This is a genomic window from Lentilactobacillus parakefiri (genome assembly GCF_002157585.1).
Lineage (GTDB): Bacteria > Bacillota > Bacilli > Lactobacillales > Lactobacillaceae > Lentilactobacillus > Lentilactobacillus parakefiri.
Map to the genome: position 1 here is coordinate 124,938 of NZ_BDGB01000029.1, position 24,040 is coordinate 148,977.

Sequence of the window (24,040 nt, forward strand, 5' to 3'; positions counted from 1 at the left end):
CTGTTATGAAAGTTATTTTTCTGCAAGACGTCCGTGGTAAAGGTAAGCGCGGGGAAGTTAAAGAAGTTCCTGACGGCTATGCTCAAAACTTTCTGATTAAGAATGGAAAGGCAAAGGCAGCCACCAGAGCGGCAATGAGCCAGTTAAAGGGCCAACAGAAGGCCGAAGAGAAACGTGAAGAAGAAGAGCTGGAAGAATCCAAGCAGTTAAAGGCAAAGCTTGAAGACGACAAGACCGTTGTTGAATTAAAGGCCAAGGCTGGAACAGATGGCCGACTCTTTGGGTCAATTCCAAGCAAGCAAATTGCCACCGCCCTGGAAAAACAGTATGGTGTGAAGCTTGATAAACGCAAGATTGAATTACCGGAACCGATTAAAGTTGCTGGGTACACCAATGTGCCGGTTAAACTGCATGTTGATGTGACTGCTAAGATTCGGGTGCATGTTTCAGAGAAGTAGTCAATTATATTTACAAGGACTGGACGCAAAACGATGATTTTGCTGCCGGTCCTTTTCTTGTCCAAGCATGCGAGATTTTCGGTGTTGTGTGCTACAATTTAACTATTGTATTTAACGTGAACGAATTTGAGGAATAAACATGAGCAATGAGTTTGTCAACGAATTACCACCACAAAATATCGACGCGGAAAAGGCCGTTCTCGGATCGATTTTTCTGAGTACCGATGCTTTAGTTGAGTCCATGGAGTTCCTAGAGCCCGATGACTTTTATAAGCATGCTCATCAAATCATCTATCAGGATATGGTCACTTTAAACGACCGCGATGAAGCGATTGATGTGGTGACAATCACTAACATTTTAACTGAACAAAATAACTTGGACGACGTTGGCGGTATGGAATATATTGCCGATCTGGCTGGTTCGGTTCCAACAGCTGCCAACGTGGCTTACTATGCCAAGATCGTCAAGGATAAGGCCATTTTGCGCCGCTTAATTCAAACTGCCACCAACATTGTTACCAATAGCTATAACACCGATGACGATGTCACGACGGTCTTGGATGACGCTGAGCGAGACATTATGAATGTGGCTGAGAATCGGACGCAGTCTGGCTTTAAACCGATCAAAGAAGTCTTAAATAACGCCTTTAATGAAATTGACCGCTTGTCACAAGAAGGCGATGCGGTCACCGGCCTTTCAACTGGTTACCCCGAACTCGACAAGATTACCACTGGCTTACACAGCGATGAGCTAATCATTTTAGCCGCCCGACCGGCCGTTGGTAAAACGGCATTTGCCTTGAACTTGGCCCAAAACGTCGGTACCAAAACGGATAAGACCGTTGCCATCTTTAGTTTGGAAATGAGTGCCGAATCGTTGGTCAACCGGATGCTGTGTGCGGAAGGGAGTATCGACGCCAACCATTTGCGAACTGGGCAACTCACCGAAGACGAGTGGCAAAACTTGGTTGTCGCAATGGGTAGTTTGTCTCGGGCTAATATTTACATGGACGATACGGCGGGGATTAAGATGTCTGAAATTCGTGCAAAATGTCGGCGACTGGCTAAGGAAACCGGTAACCTGGGGTTAGTGGTGGTCGATTACCTACAGCTGATTGAGGGCAGCAACACTGAAAACCGCCAGCAGGAAGTTTCTGGCATTTCCCGGCAGCTGAAAAAATTGGCTAAGGAACTCCATGTTCCAGTGATTGCGCTATCTCAGCTTTCTCGTGGGGTTGAGCAGCGCCAGGACAAACGACCGGTCTTATCGGATATCCGTGAATCGGGTTCAATTGAGCAGGATGCCGATATCGTTGCCTTTCTTTACCGTGATGATTATTACCGTGATGAAGATGAGGACGGGGATGACGCCGGTTCTGAGAATGAGGACGACGAAAACAATGTTGGCGAAGTTGAGGTCATTATTGAAAAGAACCGATCTGGCCCTCGTGGAACGGTTAAATTACTGTTCGTGAAATCGTACAATAAGTTTTCGTCAATTTCGTATGCTCAACAGCAATAGATTTTATCCAAAACATCATTCTAAGCGGCCTTTGGGAAATTTTCCATTGGCCGTATTTTAATACCCTGGTTCATAAGATTCTTCTATGTCGGATATTTTGCGAGAATTTCGTTGATCAAGTATAATCAGACGTGGGGACAGTTATGAATTGGTTCAAATTGGAGGAGGTTTTATGACAAAACGACTTAAGATTGGTATTTTAGTAGCAACTTTTTTACTCACCCTTGGCATTTCAAATACCAGTCAAGCGAAAAGTAAAATTAAAGTTTATTGGGATAATCATGATGATCGATTGGATACAACGCATATGTATACGGCTCCAGCAATTCAGAAGGGTCAGCAAACTGGTTACATGTGGAACTTTAAGCATACCAAGCGAATTCATAAACTAAACAACTATAAGTACACCGAATGGAATTTATATAGTGCTGTTTCCGTTATAACTAAGCGCGGAAAGGGCATCTATTATAAGATTAGTAACGCCGATCAATCAGTTCGGGGGCTTGTCTATCATAAATATGTGACCAGGGCTTTAGCTAAGAACGTTAATTCATTTACTAGTGATGCAGAATACATCAACTATTTAAAGACGGCTCCCTCACAAAAACTTGCTAGACAGATTTTGAAGCTATTCCCGAATAGTCAAGTTAGTTTGGATTTGTCAAAGCAAGTCGCTACATTGAATGGTCGGAATTCTCGAACGGGAGTAATGGCACTTACTGGATTTACTAACAAATTGGATTTCGGGGCCGAAAGCTTGACCTTCTTACATGATCGATCAGAAAGTTATAAAGGATATAAACTCTTTGGTTCAAATCCAGGGTCTTTTCTATATAGAACGTATCTTCTACCGGCTACTGGCCGAGTAAATGCAGTTGCTAAAATGCTTGATGCAGCAGGTTATACTGCTGAAAAACGAGCTAAAATGGGAAACTATCAACTAGGAATTTGTATTTACGATGAAGTGGGGGATCTAGATAATCACAAAAATGATACGCTTATTCATCCTGGAGGATCACCATCATTTTATTTAATTTATAACGTTGTTTTGGGGGGAAAAGAAAATTAAAAATGTGTTTTATGTATACTAAAGGGGCTCGGATTTTTCCGAGCCCCTTTAGTATTTGTCAGATATTAGTCAAAGGCTGACTTATCAAAACTATAGACCGTATGCGGTGTGTCACTCCCGCCATGGAATTCTAAGCCAATCAAAACTTGGCTACCTTTTAACTGAATGCCTTCTGTTTCAACATTTGCTGTATCGCTAAAACCTGATAAACTAACGGTTTTGGCTTGAGTAAACCGCCAATTTCCACGAATAACCTTTGGTGTATCTCCCTTTTGGCCACCGGAGATATAAACCATATTATTGTCGGCAAACTCTAGTCCCTGCCAGGAACCGTTTGGAATAACAAATTTATCTTGCTTATTCTTAATCTTATACGTGCTAACGACAGAACTTGTGAGCTTGTCACACCCAAGATAATTTGTGCTAGACTGATCGAGTTTTGTATTAATAGTATCTGAGTTGTATGCAGTTAATTGATAAGTTCCATCGGCATTAGTTGAATCACTCGACATAAGCAAAATACGCTGTTTACCATTATCAGTTCGATTAGCTGTTGGAGTAGAAGACAGTGCTGCATCTGCCCGTGCTAGTTTGAAAGCAGGCGTTCCGTTCTTATTTGCACTAGAAATTGAGGATAAACGCTTGATATCCTTGTAATCAATGGTGGTATTGCTTTGGAATGTTACCCGACCAATTTGGGTTGACCAATATTCGTTAGCATTTACTTGATCAGCGGCATTGGTAGCAATCCAAAAGTAATCTTGCCCGTTCCAATTAAAGAATTCCAATGTTTGACCGTGACCAAAGTTGTTTAGGTACATGTAATCGGTCAAGCGGATTTCCTTTGTACCATCAGTTGGTAATAACCCACGCGATAAAACGACATTAGGGGTTGGATCATTTGAACCACTTGGATTGTTTAACTGTAGTGCATACCCATAAGTGCTACCAATATAGAATTTTTGAACCACCCTATTGACTGGAGTTCTTGTGAAATAATACTTCATTGTTGCTGTTGTCATAATTAAAATCTTCTTTCCTAATTTATTTTTGTAGCTTGCCAACTCAATCCGAACATTGAATCAGCTTGTTGTAACCAGCGCCGATTACATAAAAGAGTATATCTCGTTTTTAAATCATAAATTTTCACATTTGTTTCTTTTTAACCGTAATTATTCAAAAACTAACGCATTACTTTTGAATATTCGGCTTTTTCTGGTGGATATCACCGTTCAATTGGTGTTTGTAGATTTGATAAGCGGATTCAATTGCCGCACTTATCATAGAATTGGAAGCGGTATTTCCAAAAGAGTGGAGTTGTTGAAGGACGAACTTGATCGCGGCTGTCTTGCGGTCTTCATTGTCCAAAGTATTCAGACTTGCCATTTCAGAGACTGCCAGTTGCGCCAAATTGCTTAAGATTAGCATCTGTTCTTTCGTTTGTTGATTAGTTTCGGTCAGTATTTTAGCTTGGATTAAAGGCTCAAGTAACTTATACAAAGTTGGAATCATAGCTAATAAAAATGTGATGATACTTGTTATGCTGATAGCTGCCAATGTCACGATTTTCACCTCCTTAAATGTTGATTCATACTCTAACTACAAGGTCAATCCAAGTTGTTTTCCTAGGTTATTCATGAATCGCTTTCGTTTTCGACTAATTGTTGCCAGACTCATGTTAAGTTGGATTGATACATCTCTAAGGGTCAATCGAAGACCAGGTGAGAAATACAAAGTATGAATGATTTGCCGAGTTTCTGGGTCAGTTTGCTCCAAGCAGTCATGAACAGCCTGCTGATTTTCCTTGAGTCTACGTAAATAGCGATCTGTCGCAATCGTGTTAACCATTCCTTGTCCAGATGATGATGTGATGATCATTTGCTGCTCACAGTGATGAATGTAACTTGTTAGTTTAGGATAATCTGTGAGTATTTCTTCTAGATAGTTTAAAGTTGTTGTTTTCATAATATCCCTCCTAATTGATGCAACCAATTAGCAATGAACGCTTGCTTGAGACGTGATTGCCTTTAATTCAAGCTGCCAGAATGCGTCGTCAGTAATACCAAGAATATAGGCAATTTGAGATGATAGAAGTCCCATTTCCAGTAATTTGATAATTGACCTAATAAGTTCTTCACGCTGATTTTGATCAAATGAAGTGAGATCACGCCGTTTTTTGGGTGGTAGATGGGGTTCATATTGGTTGGCAAATTGCTGTAGTTCCATAATAAGTGGATTTGTATCTGGAATGCGGTCAATTGTGCAGTGGTAATGTTGTTCAATAAATTCTATTTTGATGTGAAGCTGTTTTCGGTATTGTTTAGCTGCCAAATTACGGGTAGCAACCGCAGCTTCATATGTTTGCAGTAAGTCATTTAGATTCATAATTGATTCCTTTCCTTTCGAAAATTCTAATAATATGGCCAAATTCGTTTGTGTTACCCGTTATTGATAGCGTAGTAGGGATGATTAATTGCTCTTATCATAGTATCAGGGGAACGTATGTTCAAGCGACTGCAAAAAATAAATTGCTGGAAAGTGTCAGCAATTTGTTGATAATCTATTTATGCTAGCCAAAATAAGTTAAAAACGGGCTAACCGTAAATCACAATAGAGCAACTATGGTTTCTGCTATATAATACAAACAAAGTATAGTCGTTTGTATATATCCGATGTTACAACTTTGTTTCATGTGCACACATAACGAGGAGTGATTGATATGGTTGAACAACCCAGCGGACGAAAAATATTAGGTGCTAATTTAAAGGTACTTATGGAAAAGCACGGGGTGACCAGAAATAAACTATCAGCAGATTTGAACGTTAAATATACGACACTTACGGATTGGATAAAAGGACGAACCTATCCGCGGATCGATAGTATTGAGAAGCTGACCAAGTATTTTGGGATTAGTAAAGGCGATCTGGTGGAAAATCAAGATCCACGAGAAGTTAACAAGGGCATTGTAGCAATTCCAATTATTGGGACAATTGCTGGTGGCTCACCTATCCTGACAAGTGAAAATATTCAAGGGAATATCTATGAGGTGAAGTTCGGGCTGCCAACTGGGCCGCTGTTTTATTTGCGAGTTAAAGGCAAATCGATGGAACCGACAATCAAGGACGGGTCACTGGTTTTAATTCATCAACAGCCCGAGGTTGAAAATGGCGAAGTAGCAGCGGTCCTGATTGATAATGAGGCGACATTAAAACGGGTCCACAGAAGTGATGGGAAATACATTTTAACTCCTGATAACCCAGGTTTCAAACCAATCATCCTCACTACAGACACTAATAATCAAATTTTGGGAAAAGCGATTCGGGTCATAAATGAGCTGCAGTGACGATTCATTCCTGTAAATATTAAATGCGTCAATAGTGTTTGTGGCTTGTAAATCGCTTCTCCAATGCAAAAAGACGGCTCCTTTGCGGGAAGCCGTCTTTTTGATATTCATTATTTTTTAAAATTTGGTCGGAATCACTGCGGCCAATCCTCGTCGCTCTTGACCACGATAGCCAATCCCTACTGCAAATGACCCTAATACCAGACCACAGAGCCCAACCCACCAGAGAGTCTGCTGGAAGGCACCTATATTACCTAGGTCAGCCATGATGTTATAGTTGCTGTAAATATTTTGATACATCGGTGTTGTTTGACTTAGGAACTTGTAGAAACTAGTCATAGCTGCTCGCGGCAAAGTTCCCCCGCCAGCCATAATTTGAAGAATAAATAGTGGTAATTGAATCAGCAAACTTGGCAGGCCGCCGAACAGGATTGCTAAGCCGCTGGTTAATTCGAAGACTGCGAAGTCATACAAGACATTTTGCCAAAGTAAAGCGTTGAACCCCCCACCGTCAAAGCTGACGAGGCACCGCAGCGCACCAACGGTCAATAATGCTAAAACAATCGCGGTGACAACGCCAGTGGCTTGAAGGCCAATGAATGTTTTCCACTTGCCGGCGATGAAGCGAACAGACATGAAGGTCATCGTGATGATGATTGAAGCAATCATCAGTCCCAAATACTGGCCCATGGAAATAAACATCGGGGCCATTTGATGCTGCATGTTCGGCTGCTCAGTACCCAGCGTATCAGTTGAGGATTTGGCGGTAATGTTAAAGGGAGCCGCCATCTTAGTTGCTTGAGCCATGACTTGCTTTTGAATCTTAGGTTGTACTTGTGCCTGAACTTGTTTTTGAATCTGCTTTTGATTAACTGCTTGGCCTTTGGAAGCTGTCATGGCCTTTTGCATGGCGGTCTTCATCCCAGCTGCCATTGCGGTTTTCATCATCTTAGGTCCAAGTTGTTTGGCATACATGCCGACAAGCGACTGCTGAGTCAACTGAGCGTTAATCGTACTCTGGATGCGTGAGATCAACCCTTGATTGACGTTGGTCTGGACCATGCTGTTGGCGTTGTTGACAATAAAATTAACGGCTGGCCGTTTGCCGGCACGCACATCCTTGTTAAATCCATCTGGAATCACAATCGCAAGAGACGCCTTGCGAGCTTTAATTTGCTGCTTGGTGTGACTTAGATTACTTGAAGTTGAGATGTGCTTAAAAGGCAGGTTGTCTTTTAAACCACTGGTAACTTTGTCTGAGATTTGTTGATTATCCTGATTGACAATAACGATTGGTAAGTTTTGAGAATTAGTTGGCATGTGCTTGAATGCTGGTAGAATGCAGAATACAAATGAGACGGCAATAAAACTGGCGACTAACATTCCCAACCAACTAAATTTATTTGTAAACCATTTTGACATTTTAACGGTTCCTCCTTAAAATAACGAATGAGCGCTCATTCATTTTCTAACGTAGCAACCATAATCTTTTTCTAAACAAATGTCAAACACATTTGAAAAGCAATTCAAAGTCCGCTAAACTAAAAACGAAGTGAGGTGCGAGTTATGGCTGATTCGGAGAATGATTTTCAACAACTCTATAAAGAGACGCTCAAGAAAATGGACGGCTTGACGGATAAGCAGAAGCAGATTCTCCAAGCGGCTTTGGAACTATTTTCAACGCAGGGATTCAGTGAAACATCAAGTTCGCAGATTGCGGAACGGGCAGGAGTCGCGGTTGGTTCTGTCTATCAGCGTTTTCAAAACAAGCAGGCATTACTGCTGGCAGTGCTTGCACCGTTGCTAAATGACGTTTTGCCGCAAGCAGTTGATGAATTTGGCAGAAGTGTTTTTAGTCAGCCATTTGATGACGTTGAAGCGTTTGTTAACGCAATCGTGCCGGACCGAATCCGGTTTATTGACCAAAACTTTGCGGCGTTAAAACTGTTGATCAGCCAAGTGATTATTGACGATCAGGGAATTGTGACTCAGTTAAATGCTGTGTTTGGCAATCATATGGGCCAATACCTGGTTCCCAATATCAAGCGGCTTCAAGCAGCTGGCAAGATGGTTGATCTGCCGGAAAAATACATTATCCAGTATCTGTTTTCGACAGTGGTTGGTTATATGGGTAAACGGGTGTTGGGCATTCCAGTTAATATTGAAGATGAGATTCAGCAGACAACCGCTTTTTTGACTAATGGACTAACAACACATGAAAATTAGTGTAGCAAAAAACTGTTCATTACCGCCTGTATAGAGGGGTATCGAACAGTTTTTTTATTTTTGCGCAAAAAAATAACAATCACGGCTACAAGTAGCTGCATGATCGTTATTTAATGGTATGTAATTGATGGGCAGTCAGGGGCTCGAACCCTGGACCCACGGATTAAGAGTCCGTTGCTCTACCAACTGAGCTAACTGCCCATTACTAACCGACTTAAATATAATAGCATATGCTCAAAATATTTGCAACACGGAAAAGGAGATTTTTTACTGGCGACGGTGATTATTGAAAGAAACACGGCAAACTAATAATTAAGGGGTGGGTTGATAGGGTACTGACTACATACAGTTGCTTGGCATTACCGCATTTATTTGATGAATAATGGTCTGTGTTATAATAGCAACATGTTGGCGTGTGCAAATTTTAGAAAATAACAATATTAAAATCCATGTTAGGAGAAATTGTTAATGGCAAAAAAGATACTCGTTGTCGACGACGAAAAACCGATCGTCGATATTGAAAAATTTAATTTAACTAAAGAAGGCTACGAAGTTTCAGTGGCCTATGATGGCGAAGAAGCTTTGCAGCAAGTTAAAGACGTTGATCCGGATTTAATTATTTTGGATCTGATGTTACCCAAGGTTGACGGCCTGGAAGTTGCCCGTGAAGTCAGAAAGACAAAGGACACCCCAATCATTATGGTGACTGCCAAGGATTCCGAATTAGATAAGGTCCTCGGCCTGGAACTGGGTGCCGATGATTATGTGACTAAGCCGTTTTCAAACCGTGAGCTGGTTGCCCGAGTAAAGGCCAACCTGCGTCGCCAGGGCACCAACAGTGGTTCCAACAACGAAGAAGATGAAAATAAAGACATCAAAATTGGTGATTTAGTGATTCATCCGGAAGCTTACTCGGTTTCCAAACGTGGTGAAAATATCGAATTAACTCACCGAGAATTCGAATTGCTCCATTATCTGGCACAACACATTGGCCAAGTCATGACCCGGGAACATTTGCTGCAAACCGTTTGGGGTTATGACTATTTTGGTGATGTTCGAACCGTTGATGTGACTGTTCGTCGTCTGCGTGAAAAAGTTGAAGACAGTCCCAGTCATCCGACTTGGCTGGTAACCCGTCGTGGGGTGGGCTATTACCTGCGCAACCCAGAAAGTGATCAAGCATAATCTCAATGAAATCAATGCATAAGAGGTATTAACTGGTTGTGAATAATCGAATTAAATTTTACCAATCAATCAAATTTAAAATCGCACTAGTTTTCGCCCTCATCCTGTTAGTCACATTGGAAATTGTTGGTTCCGTTTTTGTCAGACAGCTGGAACACCAAAATTTGGCGACTTTTAAGAACCAAATTCAGCTGCAGACATACGTGACCAATTCCTTGACGACGCAACTATCCAATTCCAATGAGGTTCAGGCCAATGGACGGATTAAAACAATCTTGAACGATTCAGACAGCGGCAATACCGCCCAGATTCAAGTGATCGATAACAAGGGGACCATTCGTGGAACCAACCAGATTAACAACCAGGCAATCGTTGGCCAAAAGACCACCGATGATAACGTTAAAAACGCGATTTACAACGGCAAAAAATTTGAAAAAACAACCTATGATTCATCGACTGGTGCGCGGTACTACACGATGATTTCACCGTTGATTAAGAGCTCCAATAATAATAGCACGGTCGTCGGGGTGGTCTATACCCGAGCAAACCTGGACAGCGTCTATGACAGCATCAACAGCATTACGCTGATCTATCTATTCGCCGCGTCGATTGCCATTATATTGGTGTTATTAATCTCGATTGTTATCTCGCGAGCGATCACCCGGCCAATTGAAGAAATGAAGAAACAGACCATTCGAATTGCCCGTGGGGACTACTCCGGCCAAGTTCACGTATATGGAAACGATGAGCTGGGACAACTGGCCAGTGCGGTTAACAACCTGTCTGTCAGGGTTGAAGAGTCCCATGAATCGACCGAGTCCGAACGGCGGCGCTTGGATTCTGTCCTGGCAAACATGACCGATGGGGTTCTTGCCACCGACCGTCGTGGAAACGTCATTATTATCAATGAAACAGCTGCGAGTTTCCTGGATCTTGATGAGAACCAAGCAATGGGCAAGTCAATTTTGGATGTTTTAGATATTCGAAAGGACTATAGCCTGAGGGACTTACTCGAAAAACCGGATGAGTTGATTCTTGATTTTTCAAGCGAAGATCACAGTTTAGTTTTGCACGCCCATTTTTCACTGATTCAGCGGGAATCTGGCTTTATCAGCGGTTTGGTCTGTGTCCTTCGGGATATCACCGAGCAGCAGCGGATTGACCAAGACAGAAAACAGTTTGTCTCCAACGTTTCTCATGAGTTACGAACCCCGCTAACCAGTGTCCGTTCGTACATCGAAGCTTTGTCAGATGGCGCATGGAAGGATTCCAAGCTGGCACCGAAGTTCTTAAAAGTCACTCAGGATGAGACGGATCGAATGATTCGAATGATTAACGACCTTCTGACGTTGTCACGGATGGATTCCGGAACCCAAAAGATGGAAGTCGAACTGGTTAATATCAACGAACTATTCAACTATGTTTTGAACCGATTTGATATGATTCTCAAAAAAGAAGATCACCCAGAAAAGACCTACACGATTAAGCGTTACTTCACCAAACGGGATCTATGGGTTGAGTTGGATACTGACCGGTTTACCCAAGTGCTGGATAATTTAATGAATAACGCGATCAAATATTCGCCGGATGGTGGTGTAATCACCTGTCGGCTTTATGAAACCAGAAATAAAGTGATTTTGAGTGTCAGTGACCAGGGACTGGGGATTCCCCGAAAGGATATTCCACACATCTTTGATCGTTTCTACAGAGTTGATAAGGCACGTTCCCGTCAGCAAGGCGGCAGTGGTTTGGGCTTAGCGATTTCTAAGGAAACCGTTGAAGCCTTGCATGGCCAAATTTGGGCTGAAAGTGTGGAAGGCAAAGGATCAACGTTCTACATTGCGCTTCCATATGAACCAGTAGAAGAGGAGGACTTGTGGGATGAGGTTTAGTAAATACTTAATACCACTTGCACTCACGATTGCGGTGGTCATTAGTTTAACGCTGTCGGTGGTTCTTTGGACCAATCCTGCCAACTATCGGACAAATAAGCAGACCGCCCAGAGCCCGCAGACCCAGCAGATGATCAAGCCGAAACGATACGTCTACTCACCGGTTCAGGCAATTCACACGAATGCCGACGGTACCCAGCAAATCATGGTCAATAAATTGGTGAACACGGTTACTGAGATCAAAAAAACCATGCACAACTATCGCAGCCCACGAATCAAGACTTTGAGTAAAAATTCAAGGGTTGACTACTTTCGGATTGCCAACCAGACTGATTCGATTATGCTGAATTATTCAGATACTGTTTCGATGCGGACTTTTAACGCAATTGTCAGCAATCGGTTCCGAAAACTGCCCAATATTAAGATTAACCGAGTGGTGTTACCAACCAATAATTCAACCAAGCTGTATCTGCTATACGACAAAAATTTCACCGTGTATGAGGTTGATGTTAAAAAACACAGCCTAAAATCCTTAAACAAAGTTCTGCAGATGGATATGCGGACTCAGCCGGCGAGCTTCAGGTTGTTGAATAATCGACCCGCTGTCTACGTTACCAGCACCGTTCAGATGCAGCCCTATAAGTATTTAATCGATCGTCAGTCTGACGATTACTATGTCAGTCGTTTACTGAACACTCAGGATTCAACCAGTGTTAACGTCAAGCGGCGTAAGAATATGACAATTTACGGCGATCAAAGTTCGCTTCAATTAACATTTAATTCCCGAAATCGAATGGCGGAATTTTCTGATTTTCGGCCCAATCACAATCGCCGCAGTCTGACCTCGACGATTAATGATTCGTACAAGAACATCACCAAATTAGGATTACCAATGGATAATGTCCGCTACTTCAGCTATGATCCACAGAGCAGGACGGTCATGTATCGAACCTATGTTGAAGGCTTTCCGATTTTTAAGACTTCCGGATTTGGAACGGTGTCGACTCGAACACTAAACTCAAGTGCTCAGCGGACCCAATTTTCATTGGACAATCCTGAAGTGCCGCTGCCAAGTAATAAGGGTTACGTTTCGCTGCCCTCAACTGAAACAATGCTGAAACGGTTGGTCAACCATGGCTATAACTTGAAAGATCTTCAAAAAGTTCGCCTGGGGTACACTTGGAAAAAGGATGCCACCTCACCACTTTTGATTGATTTGAATCCCGATTGGTACGTTTACTATAAGAATCAGTGGCGCAGTTATACTGTACTCATGAACCAATATTAGGAAAGGAGGGAGCCTGGTGAACTTTCGAAGAATTGAGATCATCTTTTTGGTGACCTTTATCGCAATCGACATTTTCTTGTTCGGGATGTTTAAAAAGAACATGGACATGCAGGCCGACAACGTATCGCAAGGCGACTCAGATTCAGTGATCGTCAAGGAAATGCGTAACGACCAGATTAAAGTCGGCAATTTGTCCAAGAAGAATGAAACTGCCTTTTACATTTCCGGTGAACAAAGTGATGTTTTGCGGAACCAGATGGGCCAATTGGTTAACCAGACTCCTCAATTTGTTGGCCATGAACTGGAAAGTGAACTGAAGCAGCCAATCACGGTTGATAAGAACAATCCGCGGAAATCAATTGACAAATTGTTGACCGATTCCACGTTTGTATTGTTCGGTGACCAATACGTCTACAGCAAAAACCTTTCAACCAGTCGAAATATCGTCTACAATCAAAAGGCGATGGGCAGTTCGATATACTCCTCCGAAGCACAAATCAGGTTTACTTTAAATTCCAATTACCAGATTGTCAGCTACACACAGTCTTATCTGCAGGGAATTAAGAGCCTTCGGGAAAGTTCGGAAACCATTTCGGAAACCCGCGCCTTGATTTGGTTGTATCAGTATAACGAGATCCCAAACAACACAACGGTTGCCTGGGCAAGCCTTGGGTATACGAAGTTATTATCAATCGATGGCAATCGGGTCTTTATTCCAACTTGGATCATCGCGATTAGACCGCAGAATTCAACTCAGGTTCAGTTAAAGCGGATCAATGCGTTTACCGGTGGAATCATCAAACAAACTGATGAGAATTTGAAGAATAATCAAACGTCAATGAATTAAAGTTAGGAAGAAGAACGATTATGAATAATGATGATATGAAAATCAGCGTTCTCGCAAGTGGCAGCGGCGGCAACGTGACCTATATCGAAACGCCGGATCACAAAGTTTTATGTGATGCTGGATTGAGCGGTAAGAAGATTGAAGCGCTCATGAATTCGATTGGGCGTGACCTCAGCGATGTCGACTCCCTTTTTGTGACCCACGAGCATTCAGATCATCGACTGGGCGCCGGTGTCTTAGCACGCAAATATGGGATTCAAGTTTACGCCAACGAAGGCACTTGGAATGCCATGGCGCCAAGAATTGGCAAGCTCGCCGATGATCAAAAGAACATCATTGCACCTGATAGTGTGATGGACATGGGCGACCTGGATGTTGAGAGTTTTTCTGTGTCCCACGATGCGGCCGAACCGCAATTCTACGTTTTTCATCATAATAATAAGTCCTTCGTTATCCTAACCGATACCGGGTATGTTTCTGACCGGATGGAGGGTGTTATCAAGGATGCCGACGGGTATCTCTTGGAGTGTAATCACGATATTGAAATGCTGGAAAATGGTGACTATCCTTGGATGACTAAGAAGCGGATTTTGGGTGATCAGGGCCATTTGTCCAATGAAGACGGCGCCAATACGATGTTGGATGTGATTGGTCATCGGACTAAAAGAGTCTTCTTGGGTCACCGCAGCCAGCATAACAATATGAAAACCCTCGCCCATTTAACGGTTGCTTCTATCCTCGAAGACCATGATATGGGGGTCGGCGAAGACTTTAAGCTGTACGATACGTCCCAAGACCAGGCGTCACCTTTAATGATTATTTAACAATCCTTTAGATATTTCTAAACTTTTAAACACACTTTCGTCATGAAAAAAGTATATTATAGGTAATATAAAATAATAAGGGGGCACACTAATTGGCACAAAATAACGGATTTGGAAAATTCATTGCAACCGCGGTTATCGCCGGTGCACTCGGCGGTGGGATTACCTATGGCGGCGTTTCTTATTTTAACAACAATAATAATGGAACGGGAACAGAGTTGGTTTCTGGTACGAACAAGAATGGCAATACCAAGGTCAGCAATGTGAAAGTTAATCTCAATACTCAGGCAGAAAAAGCGTTTAATGCAACTAAGAGCACCGTTGTTTCCGTTATTAATTTACAGAAACAAAGTTCAAGTGACGACACCTTATCTGGCATTTTGGGTCAAATTCAAGGCGGTTCTTCCAGCAAAAAGAAGAGCAGTGGCGAACTTGAAGCCTCAAGCGAAGGATCCGGGGTGATCTATAAAAAGAGCGGCAACACTGCTTACATCGTTACTAATAACCACGTGGTTGCCGGTGCCAACGCCCTTGAGATTATTCTCAGCGATGGCTCGAAGGTTTCCGCTTCGGTTGTCGGTAAGGACGCAGTTTCTGATTTGGCCGTTATCAAGATTAACTCTGATAAAGTCAAGAAAGTCGCAACCTTTGGTGATTCAGACAATATCAAAGTTGCCGAACCAGTGCTGGCAATCGGTTCGCCACTGGGATCTCAATATGCAACTTCAGTGACACAGGGAATTATTTCTGCTAAAAAACGGGAAGTTCCACAAACCTCGGAAGGCGGTCAACAAATTGGTAACGCCACGGTTATTCAGACTGATGCCGCTATCAACCCTGGGAACTCTGGTGGACCGCTGATTAATTTTGCCGGCCAGGTTGTCGGTATCAATTCCATGAAATTAGCCTCTGATCAGCAAGGGACCAGCGTTGAAGGAATGGGCTTTGCGATTCCAAGTAACGAGGTTGTGATGATTATCAACCAGCTGATTAAAAATGGTCAGGTTATTCGCCCAGCACTTGGAATTGGCTACACTGATTTATCTAACGTTTCCGAGCAGCAGCAACGCTCCGGTTTGAAGTTGCCTAAGAGTGTCACTCAAGGAGCGGTTGTCCTTAATGTCAACTCGAATTCACCTGCTAAGCGGGCTGGATTGGCTAAATATGATGTGATTACCGAGTTGGATGGAACTAAGATTACCCAACAAAGCCAGTTGCGTGATATCTTGTATAAGCATCAAATCGGTGACAAGATTTCAGTTACCTATTACCATCAGGGTGACAAGAAGACCGGTTCGATTACTTTGAATGAAAAAGCCACGAGTAAGGTATTAAGTGAAGCAAGTAAATAACGATTGTTAACATACGTAATCTCCGTTCATTGATGGGCGGGGGTTATTTTTTTGCCCAAGCCAATCATTTGTGCACTTACTTAACATAAATGTAATACTTAATATTCGTGTAATGTTAATATATTTCTAATTAGGATACAATATTACTGTAAGACAAAAACATTAAGGGGAAATACACATGAGAATTCATATTAAGCAATCAGTCGCCATCTCAATGGCTGCGTTGGGATTCTTTGCCGCAGCTGGGATATCGCAGTCCACAACTGTTTCGGCAAAATCTCGGGTGAAGGTGACCTCAAACGCCAAGTTAAAGACGGATGCCGCATCCCGGAACGTTACCTTTACAGGTAAAGCAGCGTTGTGGAATAAGGCCTCGGCACTAAAAGGGGCTAAAAAGGTTGCAACAACGATCACGCTGAAGGATCTTGCCAAGGCTGGCCGATCAAGCAAAAATGTTCGTGCCTACCGGGTTGCCAGAACCAACCGCGGGAGAGTTTACTACAAAGTAGTTACTTTTGATGGTAAAGATCGTGGCTGGATTTACGGCGGGAGAAGCAGAACCAACTTTGCCGGTGGTTTAAAGACTTATCAAACTTTCCAGCAGACTTCTTTATCAAGCGAGATGAGCAATGGAAATTTCCAAATTGCTAATCCTGGAACGGCCAACGATAATCAGACGGTTACTTATAAGCAGCCGGCATGGACGCAATATAAGGTTGGTCGTCAAGTCACTGATTCCAGGCCGTATGCCAACGTTAGCTACAAGATTGATCAAGCAGGAACCAGAACCCGCGAAGGTGATCAATGGGTTCACATTTCTGCAACAAGCAATGGCAATTCCGGAGCTGACGGCTGGATCCGTTATTCTGGCTTGAAGCCGGCTTCAAATATCAACTCACCAATTGCCGATAATGCGGTTCGGATTAACCTGGTCGATTCGGCAACCGGCTCATCAATTACCTCGGTTGATTATACTAAGACTGGGGCTGCCAAGGGATCTGCTTTGGGATCAAACGTGAATGGAACCTGGAAACTGGAGGCAACTGATTCCAGCGCCATCCAGTCACAAATTGCTTCAGCACTTGCAGCCCACGGCTATACTGGATTTACTCTGACACCGGGCCAAATGGCGGCAATCGCTCAAGGAACTTTTGGTGCCAGCGTCACCATTTCGGTTGTTAAACCAACCATTAGCAAGGCTGTTCGAATTGTCTTAACCGATCCAAGTGGCAACGTGATTAATTCTGTTGATTACACGAATGCCACCGCAAAGGATGGCCAACCCGTCGGAACATTAGATGGAACCACCTGGAAGTTGGCAGCTGCAGATTCCACCGCTATTCAGGCAAAATTAGTAGACGCCCTGAAAGGGACTGGTCATGCTTTAAGTGCCAACAATACGTTAACCGCTGACCAACAGGCCCTCATTGCCCAAACGACTTTCGGCAACCAGGTTTCCGTTAAGACGGTTGCTGCAAATCCGGTCAAGGACAATGAAGTTCAGTTATCATTTGTCGACCAACAAGGGACTTCTCTTGGCACAACCACTTTGACCAAGGCAGCTACTGATAAGACGGCTTTGGAGACAATTAAAGCAGCCAGTGGGAGTGACCCGACATCCACAAATTCAGCAACCTTGAAAGCAGCTTATGATGCATTGTTAACGAAAGCTGGGGTTAAGGGGTATTACACCACTGACCTTACTGCCGATCAGTTGAAGGCTAACCTTGCAGCACTGAATGCGGCTGCTTTTGGACAGAGCGTTAAGTTGGTTGTGGCGAAGATTCCGGTGAAGGCATTGGCCTCAAGTTTTACATTCTTTGATCATGCTAAACAAGACATTTGGAACTACAAGGATTTTCCTATTAATTATTTGGAAGATGCCAATGGCAAGCGAGATTCGGATACAAACTTTAGTAAGCAATTAATGACGGACACAAATTTGAATGGTTACGCAGGGAATGTCGTATCAGCTGCAAGCGTTAATAACGCCCTTAAAGCACAGCATTTAGATACCATTTACTATGCTGCTAAGGATGATGGCTGGTGGGCGGCTGCCGGTACCTACCTGGCCTCAGGAGACTTTGGTACAAACGGTTCACTATTCGCAGATTCGATGAAAGGAAAGACAATTTACGTCTACAAAGTAACCCTTACTGCTAAAGCCAATGACAATACTGTTGCACTTGACCAGAAGGGTAATCTGGACACCCCACTTCTTGATAAGGACGGTAATGTGACGATTGCTGATGCCCCTGTTAAGGTTGGGTTAAAGTATACGTAAGTTTCAGGCGCACCTAAGAAAGTCACATTGGATGATGCTAAATTTGGAGCTAAATCACTCGCATCATTTTACAACAACTAACCAACATCGAATGGTGTTTTGAGGGTCCCGATTCCTGTGATGGAAGAGGGGCCTCTTTGTTTCATCAGCTCTTGTTACTGCCATCTTGGGGGAGAAATAGAATTGCCCCGTCTGGCGTTTGAAACACGGTATATCGGTCGCTTTTGGGAATGATGCTATCTGGAATCGGCAGCATGGTTTGACTTTCATGCTGAGTTAGCTTAACTGTCATGAATAACGCTCCAATCTTGAAATGAGAATGGTGTGGGTAATCCGGAAAAAGGTGTTGAATTAGGGTTGATTTGTCCGCAAACATTGGACCGCATCATTGTTTACGAACGGCCATACCAAAAAGGTGAAACTTGTAGGGTACACATTATATAAATACGAATGATATCCTTATTTTTATTTAGAAAATTCAGCGGATGTAAAGATTTGATAAACTATCCACATTTTGGCTGTGGATAACTCTGTGGACAATCCACAGGGTTCTGTTATCCACTGGTAGAATAACGTTGAATAGTTATCCCCTGATCATCGAAAGTTATCCACAGAAATTGTGGATAACTTTTTTTGACTTTAAAAAGGCATTTGTTCGTTGCACTAAAGACTGATATAATGGGGTTTGCGGTGATGGGTTGCGAACACACGTTGTCCACAGTTTTGTGGATAACATTTTTGACTATTGACAATTTTTAAAATAATGCGGGTTGGTTAAAATTTAGTTAGGTGCATAAACCTGTGGATAACTCTGTGGACAACTTGTTAATAAGCGGTCTCTTTTACACAGGATCACAAAGAATTTGGAGGATTGTACATAGTGAACATTAAATTAGTCGTTGTTGGAAAACTGAAAGAAAAGTATTTTAAGCAGGGGATTGCGGAATACGCAAAGCGATTATCGCGCTTTTGCAAGTTTCAGATTGTGGAAGTTCCCGATGAGAAGGCGCCTGAATCACTCAGCCAAGCGGAAATGGATGAAGTGATGGACAAAGAAGGTGCGCGAATCTTGGAAAAAATAAAGGACCGCGAGTACGTGTATGCACTCGCGATCCTAGGCAAGGAGCGGTCTTCAGAAGCATTCGCAAAGGAAATTGCCGATCTGACAACTTATGGTCATTCTGACATTACCTTTGTGATTGGTGGTTCGCTTGGGTTATCGAAACACGTTCTCGATCGTGCAGATACGCAGATTTCCTTTGGTCGGTTCACATTGCCTCACCAGTTGATGAGATTGGTGCTGACCGAGCAGATTTACCGAGCGTTTATGATTAATGAAGGTAGTCCATATCATAAGTGACCTCCAGTTACTGAGCAAATTAAAACCAGCTGGGAACCCTTTTGGGCTTGCCAGCTGGTTTTCTTCATCATTAATGATGTTATCGGATTCAGAGTTGCAGCAACTTTTCGGCGTTCCCATGCCCAAACAATTCTTTCTCCTCATCCGTCAGTGGACTGTTCGCAATGAAACTACCAGAATTTTCCGGCTTGATATAAGGATAATCTATCGAGTACAACAGATGCTCAATCCCAACTTCGTCCTTCACGAATTTCAATTGCGGTTCAGTTAGGATACCGCTTGGGGTGATGTAAACGTGGTCGCGATAAATCTTTGAAATGGGTTCGCTGAGGTTGGTTTCCGGATACATGACCTGATCCATTCGCTCCAGGGCAAATGAAGCAAACTCCCCCCAGTGACCGGAGATCAATTTCAAATTAGGGTACTTCTCAAAAACGCCACTTAATAGCAGTCTGACCGTTTGGATGCCGACATCTGTATGCCAACCATAGCCGGCAGTTCCCAAAATACCGGAAACTTTGTCGTCCCACGGACCGTTGGAATAATAGTAGTCAATAATCTGTGGATTTGGAAATGAGGGATGCAGATAGACTGGCACATTGAGATTAGCTGCTGCCTCAAAAATGGGTAGATAGAAGGGATCATCAAAGAATGGATGGTCCTGAGAGGTTGGTCTCACTAGCATGGCACCCTTGAAGCCAAGTTCTTCAACACTGCGTGTTAATTCCGCTGCAGCTTCGGTTGGATGAGAAACCGGGAGCGACGCAAATGCACAGAAACGATCGGGAGCTTCAGCAACAGCTTTTGCCAGCTCATCATTTGCCAACTTTATCAGTTCAATCGCAAATTTTGGATCCGAATTTTGCGGATTCTGATTGCCATATGACAGAATTTGTATGGAAATCTGGTGCTTGTCCATCCATTGAATACGACTGCCGGTAATGTCTTCCAATTCGGCTTCGGAAGGCAGTGAGCGTTGCATGTAATCTTGCATCTCCGGGCTGACGTTTCCGATTGATCGTTTTAGTAAGACCTCAGCCGTTCTCTGTCCCAACTTTTGGGATGAGAAATGTTCTTCCAATGTAATAATTTTCATCTAATGTCTGCCTCCTAACTAAGCAGCTTGCCCTTCTTCAAAAAGCGGTTATTCAAGAACCAGTAATGTTTGGGGTCGCCCAGCAATGCGGTGTAAGGAACTGGTGTGCCGCCCTTTTCGCTTATTTTCTCATCCAGGTATGCTTTGAGAATCCAAGGTTCCTCCAAGCGGGTGGGGTTCAAGTCTAAAATGTCTTGAACATGTTCCGGCGTGGTATCCAGATCTTGGGCCACTTGTTCAATTGGGACTTCTGCCAGTTTGAAGTTGGCATTGATTTGTTGTTTGGTGTCGATTTCTTGTTGTAGTGTTAGTGACATGTGATTACTCCTTTAGTTGCTGATAAATTTGAGTGAGCTGGTCATAAATTGCATCCGGTGAAAGTAGGGCTGCATCTACTTTCTGATCGAGGACGTCGAACGCACCCTTGACCGCCGTGACGGTTTCTTTGCCGTTTGGAGTCAGGGTCAGCTGCTTTTCCCGGTCATTATCCGGGTTGAATTTTTTCTCGATCAAGTTTCTGGTTTCCAGTCCTTTTAACAAATTAGAAACACTGGCGGCGCTGCGCCCTAAAATAATTGTGATCGCCCGTTGATTTGTCCCCGGGTGATCGCCAATGTACCGCAGCGTGTGGGCTTGATCCACGTTAAAACTGAGTTGATGTAACTGCTGATTAATCAAGCTTTCCTCCAACTTGGCAATTTGGTGAATGATTGATGACACTGAATTTCGATCTTTCAATGGCTAGCCTCCTAACTCAAAATACAGTTTAACACCAATAGTTGTTAATGCAACTGTTTTGATTAAAACTATCCACTGACTATTTCTTTTACAGGGCATGTTCAATCAGATACAATAGCAGTGTAAGCGTTTTATAAATAAAAGGGAGGCTTTTTCATGACTGATCGTTTAAAGAATAAAGTCGCAATTATAACCGGTGCCGGCTCAGGCATGGGTGCTGCAATGGCTAAATTGTTTAACGCTGAAGGGGCTAAGGTCGTCGCCGCTGATTTGAATAAAGACCGGGTTGATGAGGTGGTTGCTGCGATTGCCAAAGATGGTGGTCAAGCAGTCTCAATCAAGACGTATGTTTCGAGTGAGGACGATATTTCAGAGATGTTTAAGCTGGCGAACAGTCAATTTGGCCAAATTGACATCGTTGTTAACAATGCTGGCATCATGGACAATATGGCACCGATTGGCAATTTAACCGATGAGATGTGGCAGAAAGTCTTTGCGGTGAACACCGACAGCGTCATGTACGCAACACGTGAAGCCATCAAGGAGTTCCTACCGAAAAAGCAGGGGGTCATTTTGAACATCGCTTCCGTTGGTGGAACAAATGGCGGTCGCGCCGGCGTTGCCTACACCGCTTCGAAGCATGCGATTGTTGGGTTGACCAAGAATACGGCTTACATGTACCAAAATGACGGTATTCGAGTTAATGCCATCGCCCCTGGTGGTATCAAGACCAACATTGCTGAATCAATGGGTAAGAACGTTGATAAATTTGGCTTTGAACGTCAATCACAAGGAATGGGCGCTTCGCCCGAACCAGGAACCGCAGAAGAAATCGCAAACACCGCTTTGTTCCTGGTTTCCGATGAGGCTCGTTATGTAAATGGTGCCGTGTTGCCGGTAGATGGTGGTTGGACAGCATATTAAAATTGAGATTAAGATAGAACCGCGGAAATAATACCGCGGTTTTTGTTTGCTATGAAGTCCACTTTAAGGTATAAGGTAGAAGCATCATAGATATAGAAAGAAGCTAATATGACAAAATCATTGATTATGTATTTTTCACTGTCTGGGGCAACGAAAACCGCAGCGGAAACTATTCGGAAATACACGCATTCAGACATCATCCGGCTTGAACCTAAAACACCTTACCCAACTGGTTACAGTCAGTACTCAAAGGTCGGCATGCAGCAAATGCAAGACAAAGCAAATGTTGCGATCAAGACTAAAATTCCCGATCTGCACCAATACGATTATATTTTTGTTGGTTATCCAACTTGGGATGGACAGGTACCACGAATTATTAATACCATGTTTGCGGAAAATGATTTTTCCGGTAGTTGTGTCGTGCCATTTTCGACTAGTGTCTCGACGTCGTTTGAAGATACGCTTGGTTCGTTGAAGGCGGCCGTTGGGGATGGCGTTTCGATTGTTGGTGGGTTCAGGTATTCAGGAGAGGGACAGGCTAGGGATTATCTCAATACCTATAATTTGACTGACTAAAAAGATGATCACAATCTGAGGTTTCTTAACCTGGTGATTTTTACAAGTTACCGGGTCAAGTAGTCGTCATTTACGTCGTTCAGTGCTAATATATTTTCAACAATATTATATAGGAGTGAACGCCATGGGAAAGTATTATACAATTGGAATTCCAGCTGAAATAAGGGTCATCAACAATTTGGATCGTAACTCTGTCAACGATAACGAAGTCGCCGGCGTCATCAAACACGGTGGGGTGCCGGTCCTTATTCCCACCCGTAATCCAGAAATTATGGCGCAGTACGTTGACTTGATTGACGGTTTGCTGCTGCCGGGTGGGCCGGATGTTGCCCCGAAGTTCTATGGTGAAGAACCCGTTCAAAATCTTGGTGACACAGATGCCTTCTTGGATGCCAGCGAAATTGAGTTAGTTAAATTGGCAGTTGCCAAGCGCAAACCGATTTTTGGCATCTGCCGCGGTGTTCAAGTGTTAAACGTTGCGCTTGGCGGCACCCTCTATCAAGATCTGTATAGTCAACGCAATCGCCCTACCTTACAGCATTACCAAAAGGCACCGATGCAACAGGGAACGCACACGATTTCTGTGACCCCTGATTCTTATTTGGCAAAGATTATCGGTACTGATGATACAACCTTGGTTAACAGTCACCATCATGAGGCGGTCAAAGCCGTTTCTTCGCAGCTCAACATCTCCGCATTAGCAAAAGATGGCGTGATTGAAGGGGTTGAAAGTAAAGACGACGATCTGATTATTGGTGTCCAATGGCATCCGGAGGCTATGTTCCAAACGGATCAGGTACAAGATGCGTTGTTTGCTGATTTTATGGCCCGAGTGGCAAAGTTCGCAGGCCAGAAAACGCAAACTGCTAACAGTGCAGTTTCTACCGAGAATGACTAATAATTAACTGAAACTTGAAAGTATGAAGACAGACTGATCCCTTGGTATCACAGGGCATATTTTAATTAATTTAACCATTTAGCTTGCTGTTAACAGCGAAACTAACCGTTTCGGCAAAAATGTGAAGAACTGATTCATCATCTGAATAATTTGGGCTC

General features: G+C 43.2%; 25 protein-coding genes and 1 tRNA gene. 16 read left to right on the forward strand and 10 right to left on the reverse strand.

Features of this window, described 5'->3' with window-relative positions:
• The first annotated feature begins 5 nt into the window (after positions 1-5).
• From rplI to LPKJCM_RS02435, 3 genes are all read left to right on the forward strand, one after another.
• A complete protein-coding gene (gene rplI, locus LPKJCM_RS02425) occupies positions 6-458 on the forward strand; it encodes a 50S ribosomal protein L9 (protein WP_057962104.1) in 453 nt (150 codons plus the stop codon).
• Positions 459-597: 139 nt separating this feature from the next.
• Complete coding sequence (dnaB, locus tag LPKJCM_RS02430) at positions 598-1,980, forward strand: replicative DNA helicase (protein ID WP_057962105.1); 1,383 nt, start codon at positions 598-600, stop codon at positions 1,978-1,980.
• A 172-nt stretch (positions 1,981-2,152) separates the two neighbouring features.
• Entirely contained in the window at positions 2,153-3,049 is an 897-nt protein-coding gene (locus LPKJCM_RS02435) for a hypothetical protein (RefSeq protein ID WP_057962106.1), read from the forward strand.
• 65 nt (positions 3,050-3,114) lie between these two features.
• Here LPKJCM_RS02435 and LPKJCM_RS02440 read toward each other — a convergent pair whose 3' ends face one another.
• From LPKJCM_RS02440 to LPKJCM_RS02455, 4 genes are all read right to left on the reverse strand, one after another.
• Complete coding sequence (locus tag LPKJCM_RS02440) at positions 3,115-4,071, reverse strand: helveticin J family class III bacteriocin (RefSeq protein ID WP_057962107.1); 957 nt, start codon at positions 4,069-4,071, stop codon at positions 3,115-3,117.
• Positions 4,072-4,240: 169 nt separating this feature from the next.
• A complete protein-coding gene (locus LPKJCM_RS02445) occupies positions 4,241-4,612 on the reverse strand; it encodes a phage holin, LLH family (RefSeq protein ID WP_057962108.1) in 372 nt (123 codons plus the stop codon).
• A gap of 36 nt (positions 4,613-4,648) precedes the next feature.
• Complete coding sequence (locus LPKJCM_RS02450; protein WP_057962109.1) at positions 4,649-5,014, reverse strand: DUF722 domain-containing protein; 366 nt, start codon at positions 5,012-5,014, stop codon at positions 4,649-4,651.
• Between the two features lie 27 nt (positions 5,015-5,041).
• Positions 5,042-5,434, reverse strand: a complete 393-nt coding sequence (locus LPKJCM_RS02455) for a hypothetical protein (RefSeq protein WP_057962110.1) — start codon at positions 5,432-5,434, stop codon at positions 5,042-5,044.
• A gap of 334 nt (positions 5,435-5,768) precedes the next feature.
• Here LPKJCM_RS02455 and LPKJCM_RS02460 point away from each other — a divergent pair, with 334 nt between their 5' ends.
• Positions 5,769-6,392, forward strand: a complete 624-nt coding sequence (locus tag LPKJCM_RS02460; RefSeq protein ID WP_057962111.1) for a LexA family transcriptional regulator — start codon at positions 5,769-5,771, stop codon at positions 6,390-6,392.
• Between the two features lie 117 nt (positions 6,393-6,509).
• On the opposite strand, the gene LPKJCM_RS02465 is transcribed toward LPKJCM_RS02460, so the two are convergent.
• Positions 6,510-7,814, reverse strand: a complete 1,305-nt coding sequence (locus tag LPKJCM_RS02465; protein ID WP_057962112.1) for a YhgE/Pip domain-containing protein — start codon at positions 7,812-7,814, stop codon at positions 6,510-6,512.
• Positions 7,815-7,958: 144 nt separating this feature from the next.
• Between LPKJCM_RS02465 and LPKJCM_RS02470 the strand changes: the two genes are divergently transcribed.
• Entirely contained in the window at positions 7,959-8,618 is a 660-nt protein-coding gene (locus LPKJCM_RS02470) for a TetR/AcrR family transcriptional regulator (protein WP_057962113.1), read from the forward strand.
• Positions 8,619-8,746: 128 nt separating this feature from the next.
• On the opposite strand, the gene LPKJCM_RS02475 is transcribed toward LPKJCM_RS02470, so the two are convergent.
• Positions 8,747-8,819, reverse strand: a tRNA-Lys gene (locus tag LPKJCM_RS02475).
• Positions 8,820-9,086: 267 nt separating this feature from the next.
• Between LPKJCM_RS02475 and yycF the strand changes: the two genes are divergently transcribed.
• From yycF to LPKJCM_RS02510, 7 genes are all read left to right on the forward strand, one after another.
• Positions 9,087-9,803, forward strand: coding sequence for a response regulator YycF (gene yycF, locus LPKJCM_RS02480; protein WP_057962114.1), 717 nt, complete (start codon positions 9,087-9,089; stop codon positions 9,801-9,803).
• 38 nt (positions 9,804-9,841) lie between these two features.
• The gene (walK, locus tag LPKJCM_RS02485) at positions 9,842-11,695 is read left to right on the forward strand and encodes a cell wall metabolism sensor histidine kinase WalK (protein ID WP_057962115.1); all 1,854 of its coding nucleotides are present in this window, start codon (positions 9,842-9,844) and stop codon (positions 11,693-11,695) included.
• Positions 11,685-12,983: a YycH family regulatory protein gene (locus LPKJCM_RS02490; protein ID WP_057962116.1), complete on the forward strand. Its 1,299-nt coding sequence runs from the start codon at positions 11,685-11,687 to the stop codon at positions 12,981-12,983. The genes walK and LPKJCM_RS02490 overlap by 11 nt, the downstream gene beginning before the upstream one ends.
• A gap of 16 nt (positions 12,984-12,999) precedes the next feature.
• Positions 13,000-13,830, forward strand: a complete 831-nt coding sequence (locus LPKJCM_RS02495) for a two-component system regulatory protein YycI (RefSeq protein WP_087069520.1) — start codon at positions 13,000-13,002, stop codon at positions 13,828-13,830.
• Between the two features lie 20 nt (positions 13,831-13,850).
• On the forward strand, positions 13,851-14,654 hold the full coding sequence (locus tag LPKJCM_RS02500) for an MBL fold metallo-hydrolase (protein ID WP_057962117.1): 804 nt from the start codon (positions 13,851-13,853) through the stop codon (positions 14,652-14,654).
• A 92-nt stretch (positions 14,655-14,746) separates the two neighbouring features.
• The gene (locus tag LPKJCM_RS02505) at positions 14,747-16,006 is read left to right on the forward strand and encodes a S1C family serine protease (RefSeq protein ID WP_057962118.1); all 1,260 of its coding nucleotides are present in this window, start codon (positions 14,747-14,749) and stop codon (positions 16,004-16,006) included.
• A gap of 178 nt (positions 16,007-16,184) precedes the next feature.
• Positions 16,185-18,290, forward strand: coding sequence for a surface layer protein SlpB (locus tag LPKJCM_RS02510; protein ID WP_225364089.1), 2,106 nt, complete (start codon positions 16,185-16,187; stop codon positions 18,288-18,290).
• A gap of 145 nt (positions 18,291-18,435) precedes the next feature.
• Here the strand turns inward: LPKJCM_RS02510 and LPKJCM_RS13125 are convergent, their stop codons facing one another.
• Positions 18,436-18,582, reverse strand: a complete 147-nt coding sequence (locus LPKJCM_RS13125; protein WP_165758559.1) for a hypothetical protein — start codon at positions 18,580-18,582, stop codon at positions 18,436-18,438.
• A 588-nt stretch (positions 18,583-19,170) separates the two neighbouring features.
• On the opposite strand from LPKJCM_RS13125, the gene rlmH reads away from it, so the two are divergent.
• On the forward strand, positions 19,171-19,650 hold the full coding sequence (gene rlmH, locus LPKJCM_RS02520; RefSeq protein ID WP_057962120.1) for a 23S rRNA (pseudouridine(1915)-N(3))-methyltransferase RlmH: 480 nt from the start codon (positions 19,171-19,173) through the stop codon (positions 19,648-19,650).
• An 88-nt stretch (positions 19,651-19,738) separates the two neighbouring features.
• Here rlmH and LPKJCM_RS02525 read toward each other — a convergent pair whose 3' ends face one another.
• From LPKJCM_RS02525 to LPKJCM_RS02535, 3 genes are read right to left on the reverse strand one after another with little or no spacing between them, the layout of a single operon-like run.
• Positions 19,739-20,746, reverse strand: coding sequence for an amidohydrolase family protein (locus tag LPKJCM_RS02525; protein ID WP_057962121.1), 1,008 nt, complete (start codon positions 20,744-20,746; stop codon positions 19,739-19,741).
• Positions 20,747-20,760: 14 nt separating this feature from the next.
• Positions 20,761-21,063, reverse strand: coding sequence for a DUF2316 family protein (locus LPKJCM_RS02530; RefSeq protein WP_057962122.1), 303 nt, complete (start codon positions 21,061-21,063; stop codon positions 20,761-20,763).
• A 4-nt stretch (positions 21,064-21,067) separates the two neighbouring features.
• Positions 21,068-21,484, reverse strand: coding sequence for a MarR family winged helix-turn-helix transcriptional regulator (locus LPKJCM_RS02535; RefSeq protein ID WP_057962123.1), 417 nt, complete (start codon positions 21,482-21,484; stop codon positions 21,068-21,070).
• A 156-nt stretch (positions 21,485-21,640) separates the two neighbouring features.
• On the opposite strand from LPKJCM_RS02535, the gene LPKJCM_RS02540 reads away from it, so the two are divergent.
• The 3 genes from LPKJCM_RS02540 (at position 21,641) to LPKJCM_RS02550 (ending at position 23,882) form a co-directional block, all read left to right on the forward strand.
• The gene (locus tag LPKJCM_RS02540; RefSeq protein ID WP_057962124.1) at positions 21,641-22,408 is read left to right on the forward strand and encodes a glucose 1-dehydrogenase; all 768 of its coding nucleotides are present in this window, start codon (positions 21,641-21,643) and stop codon (positions 22,406-22,408) included.
• A gap of 108 nt (positions 22,409-22,516) precedes the next feature.
• The gene (locus LPKJCM_RS02545) at positions 22,517-22,984 is read left to right on the forward strand and encodes a flavodoxin (protein ID WP_057962125.1); all 468 of its coding nucleotides are present in this window, start codon (positions 22,517-22,519) and stop codon (positions 22,982-22,984) included.
• A 124-nt stretch (positions 22,985-23,108) separates the two neighbouring features.
• Positions 23,109-23,882, forward strand: coding sequence for a gamma-glutamyl-gamma-aminobutyrate hydrolase family protein (locus tag LPKJCM_RS02550; RefSeq protein WP_057962126.1), 774 nt, complete (start codon positions 23,109-23,111; stop codon positions 23,880-23,882).
• The last annotated feature ends 158 nt before the right edge of the window (positions 23,883-24,040 follow it).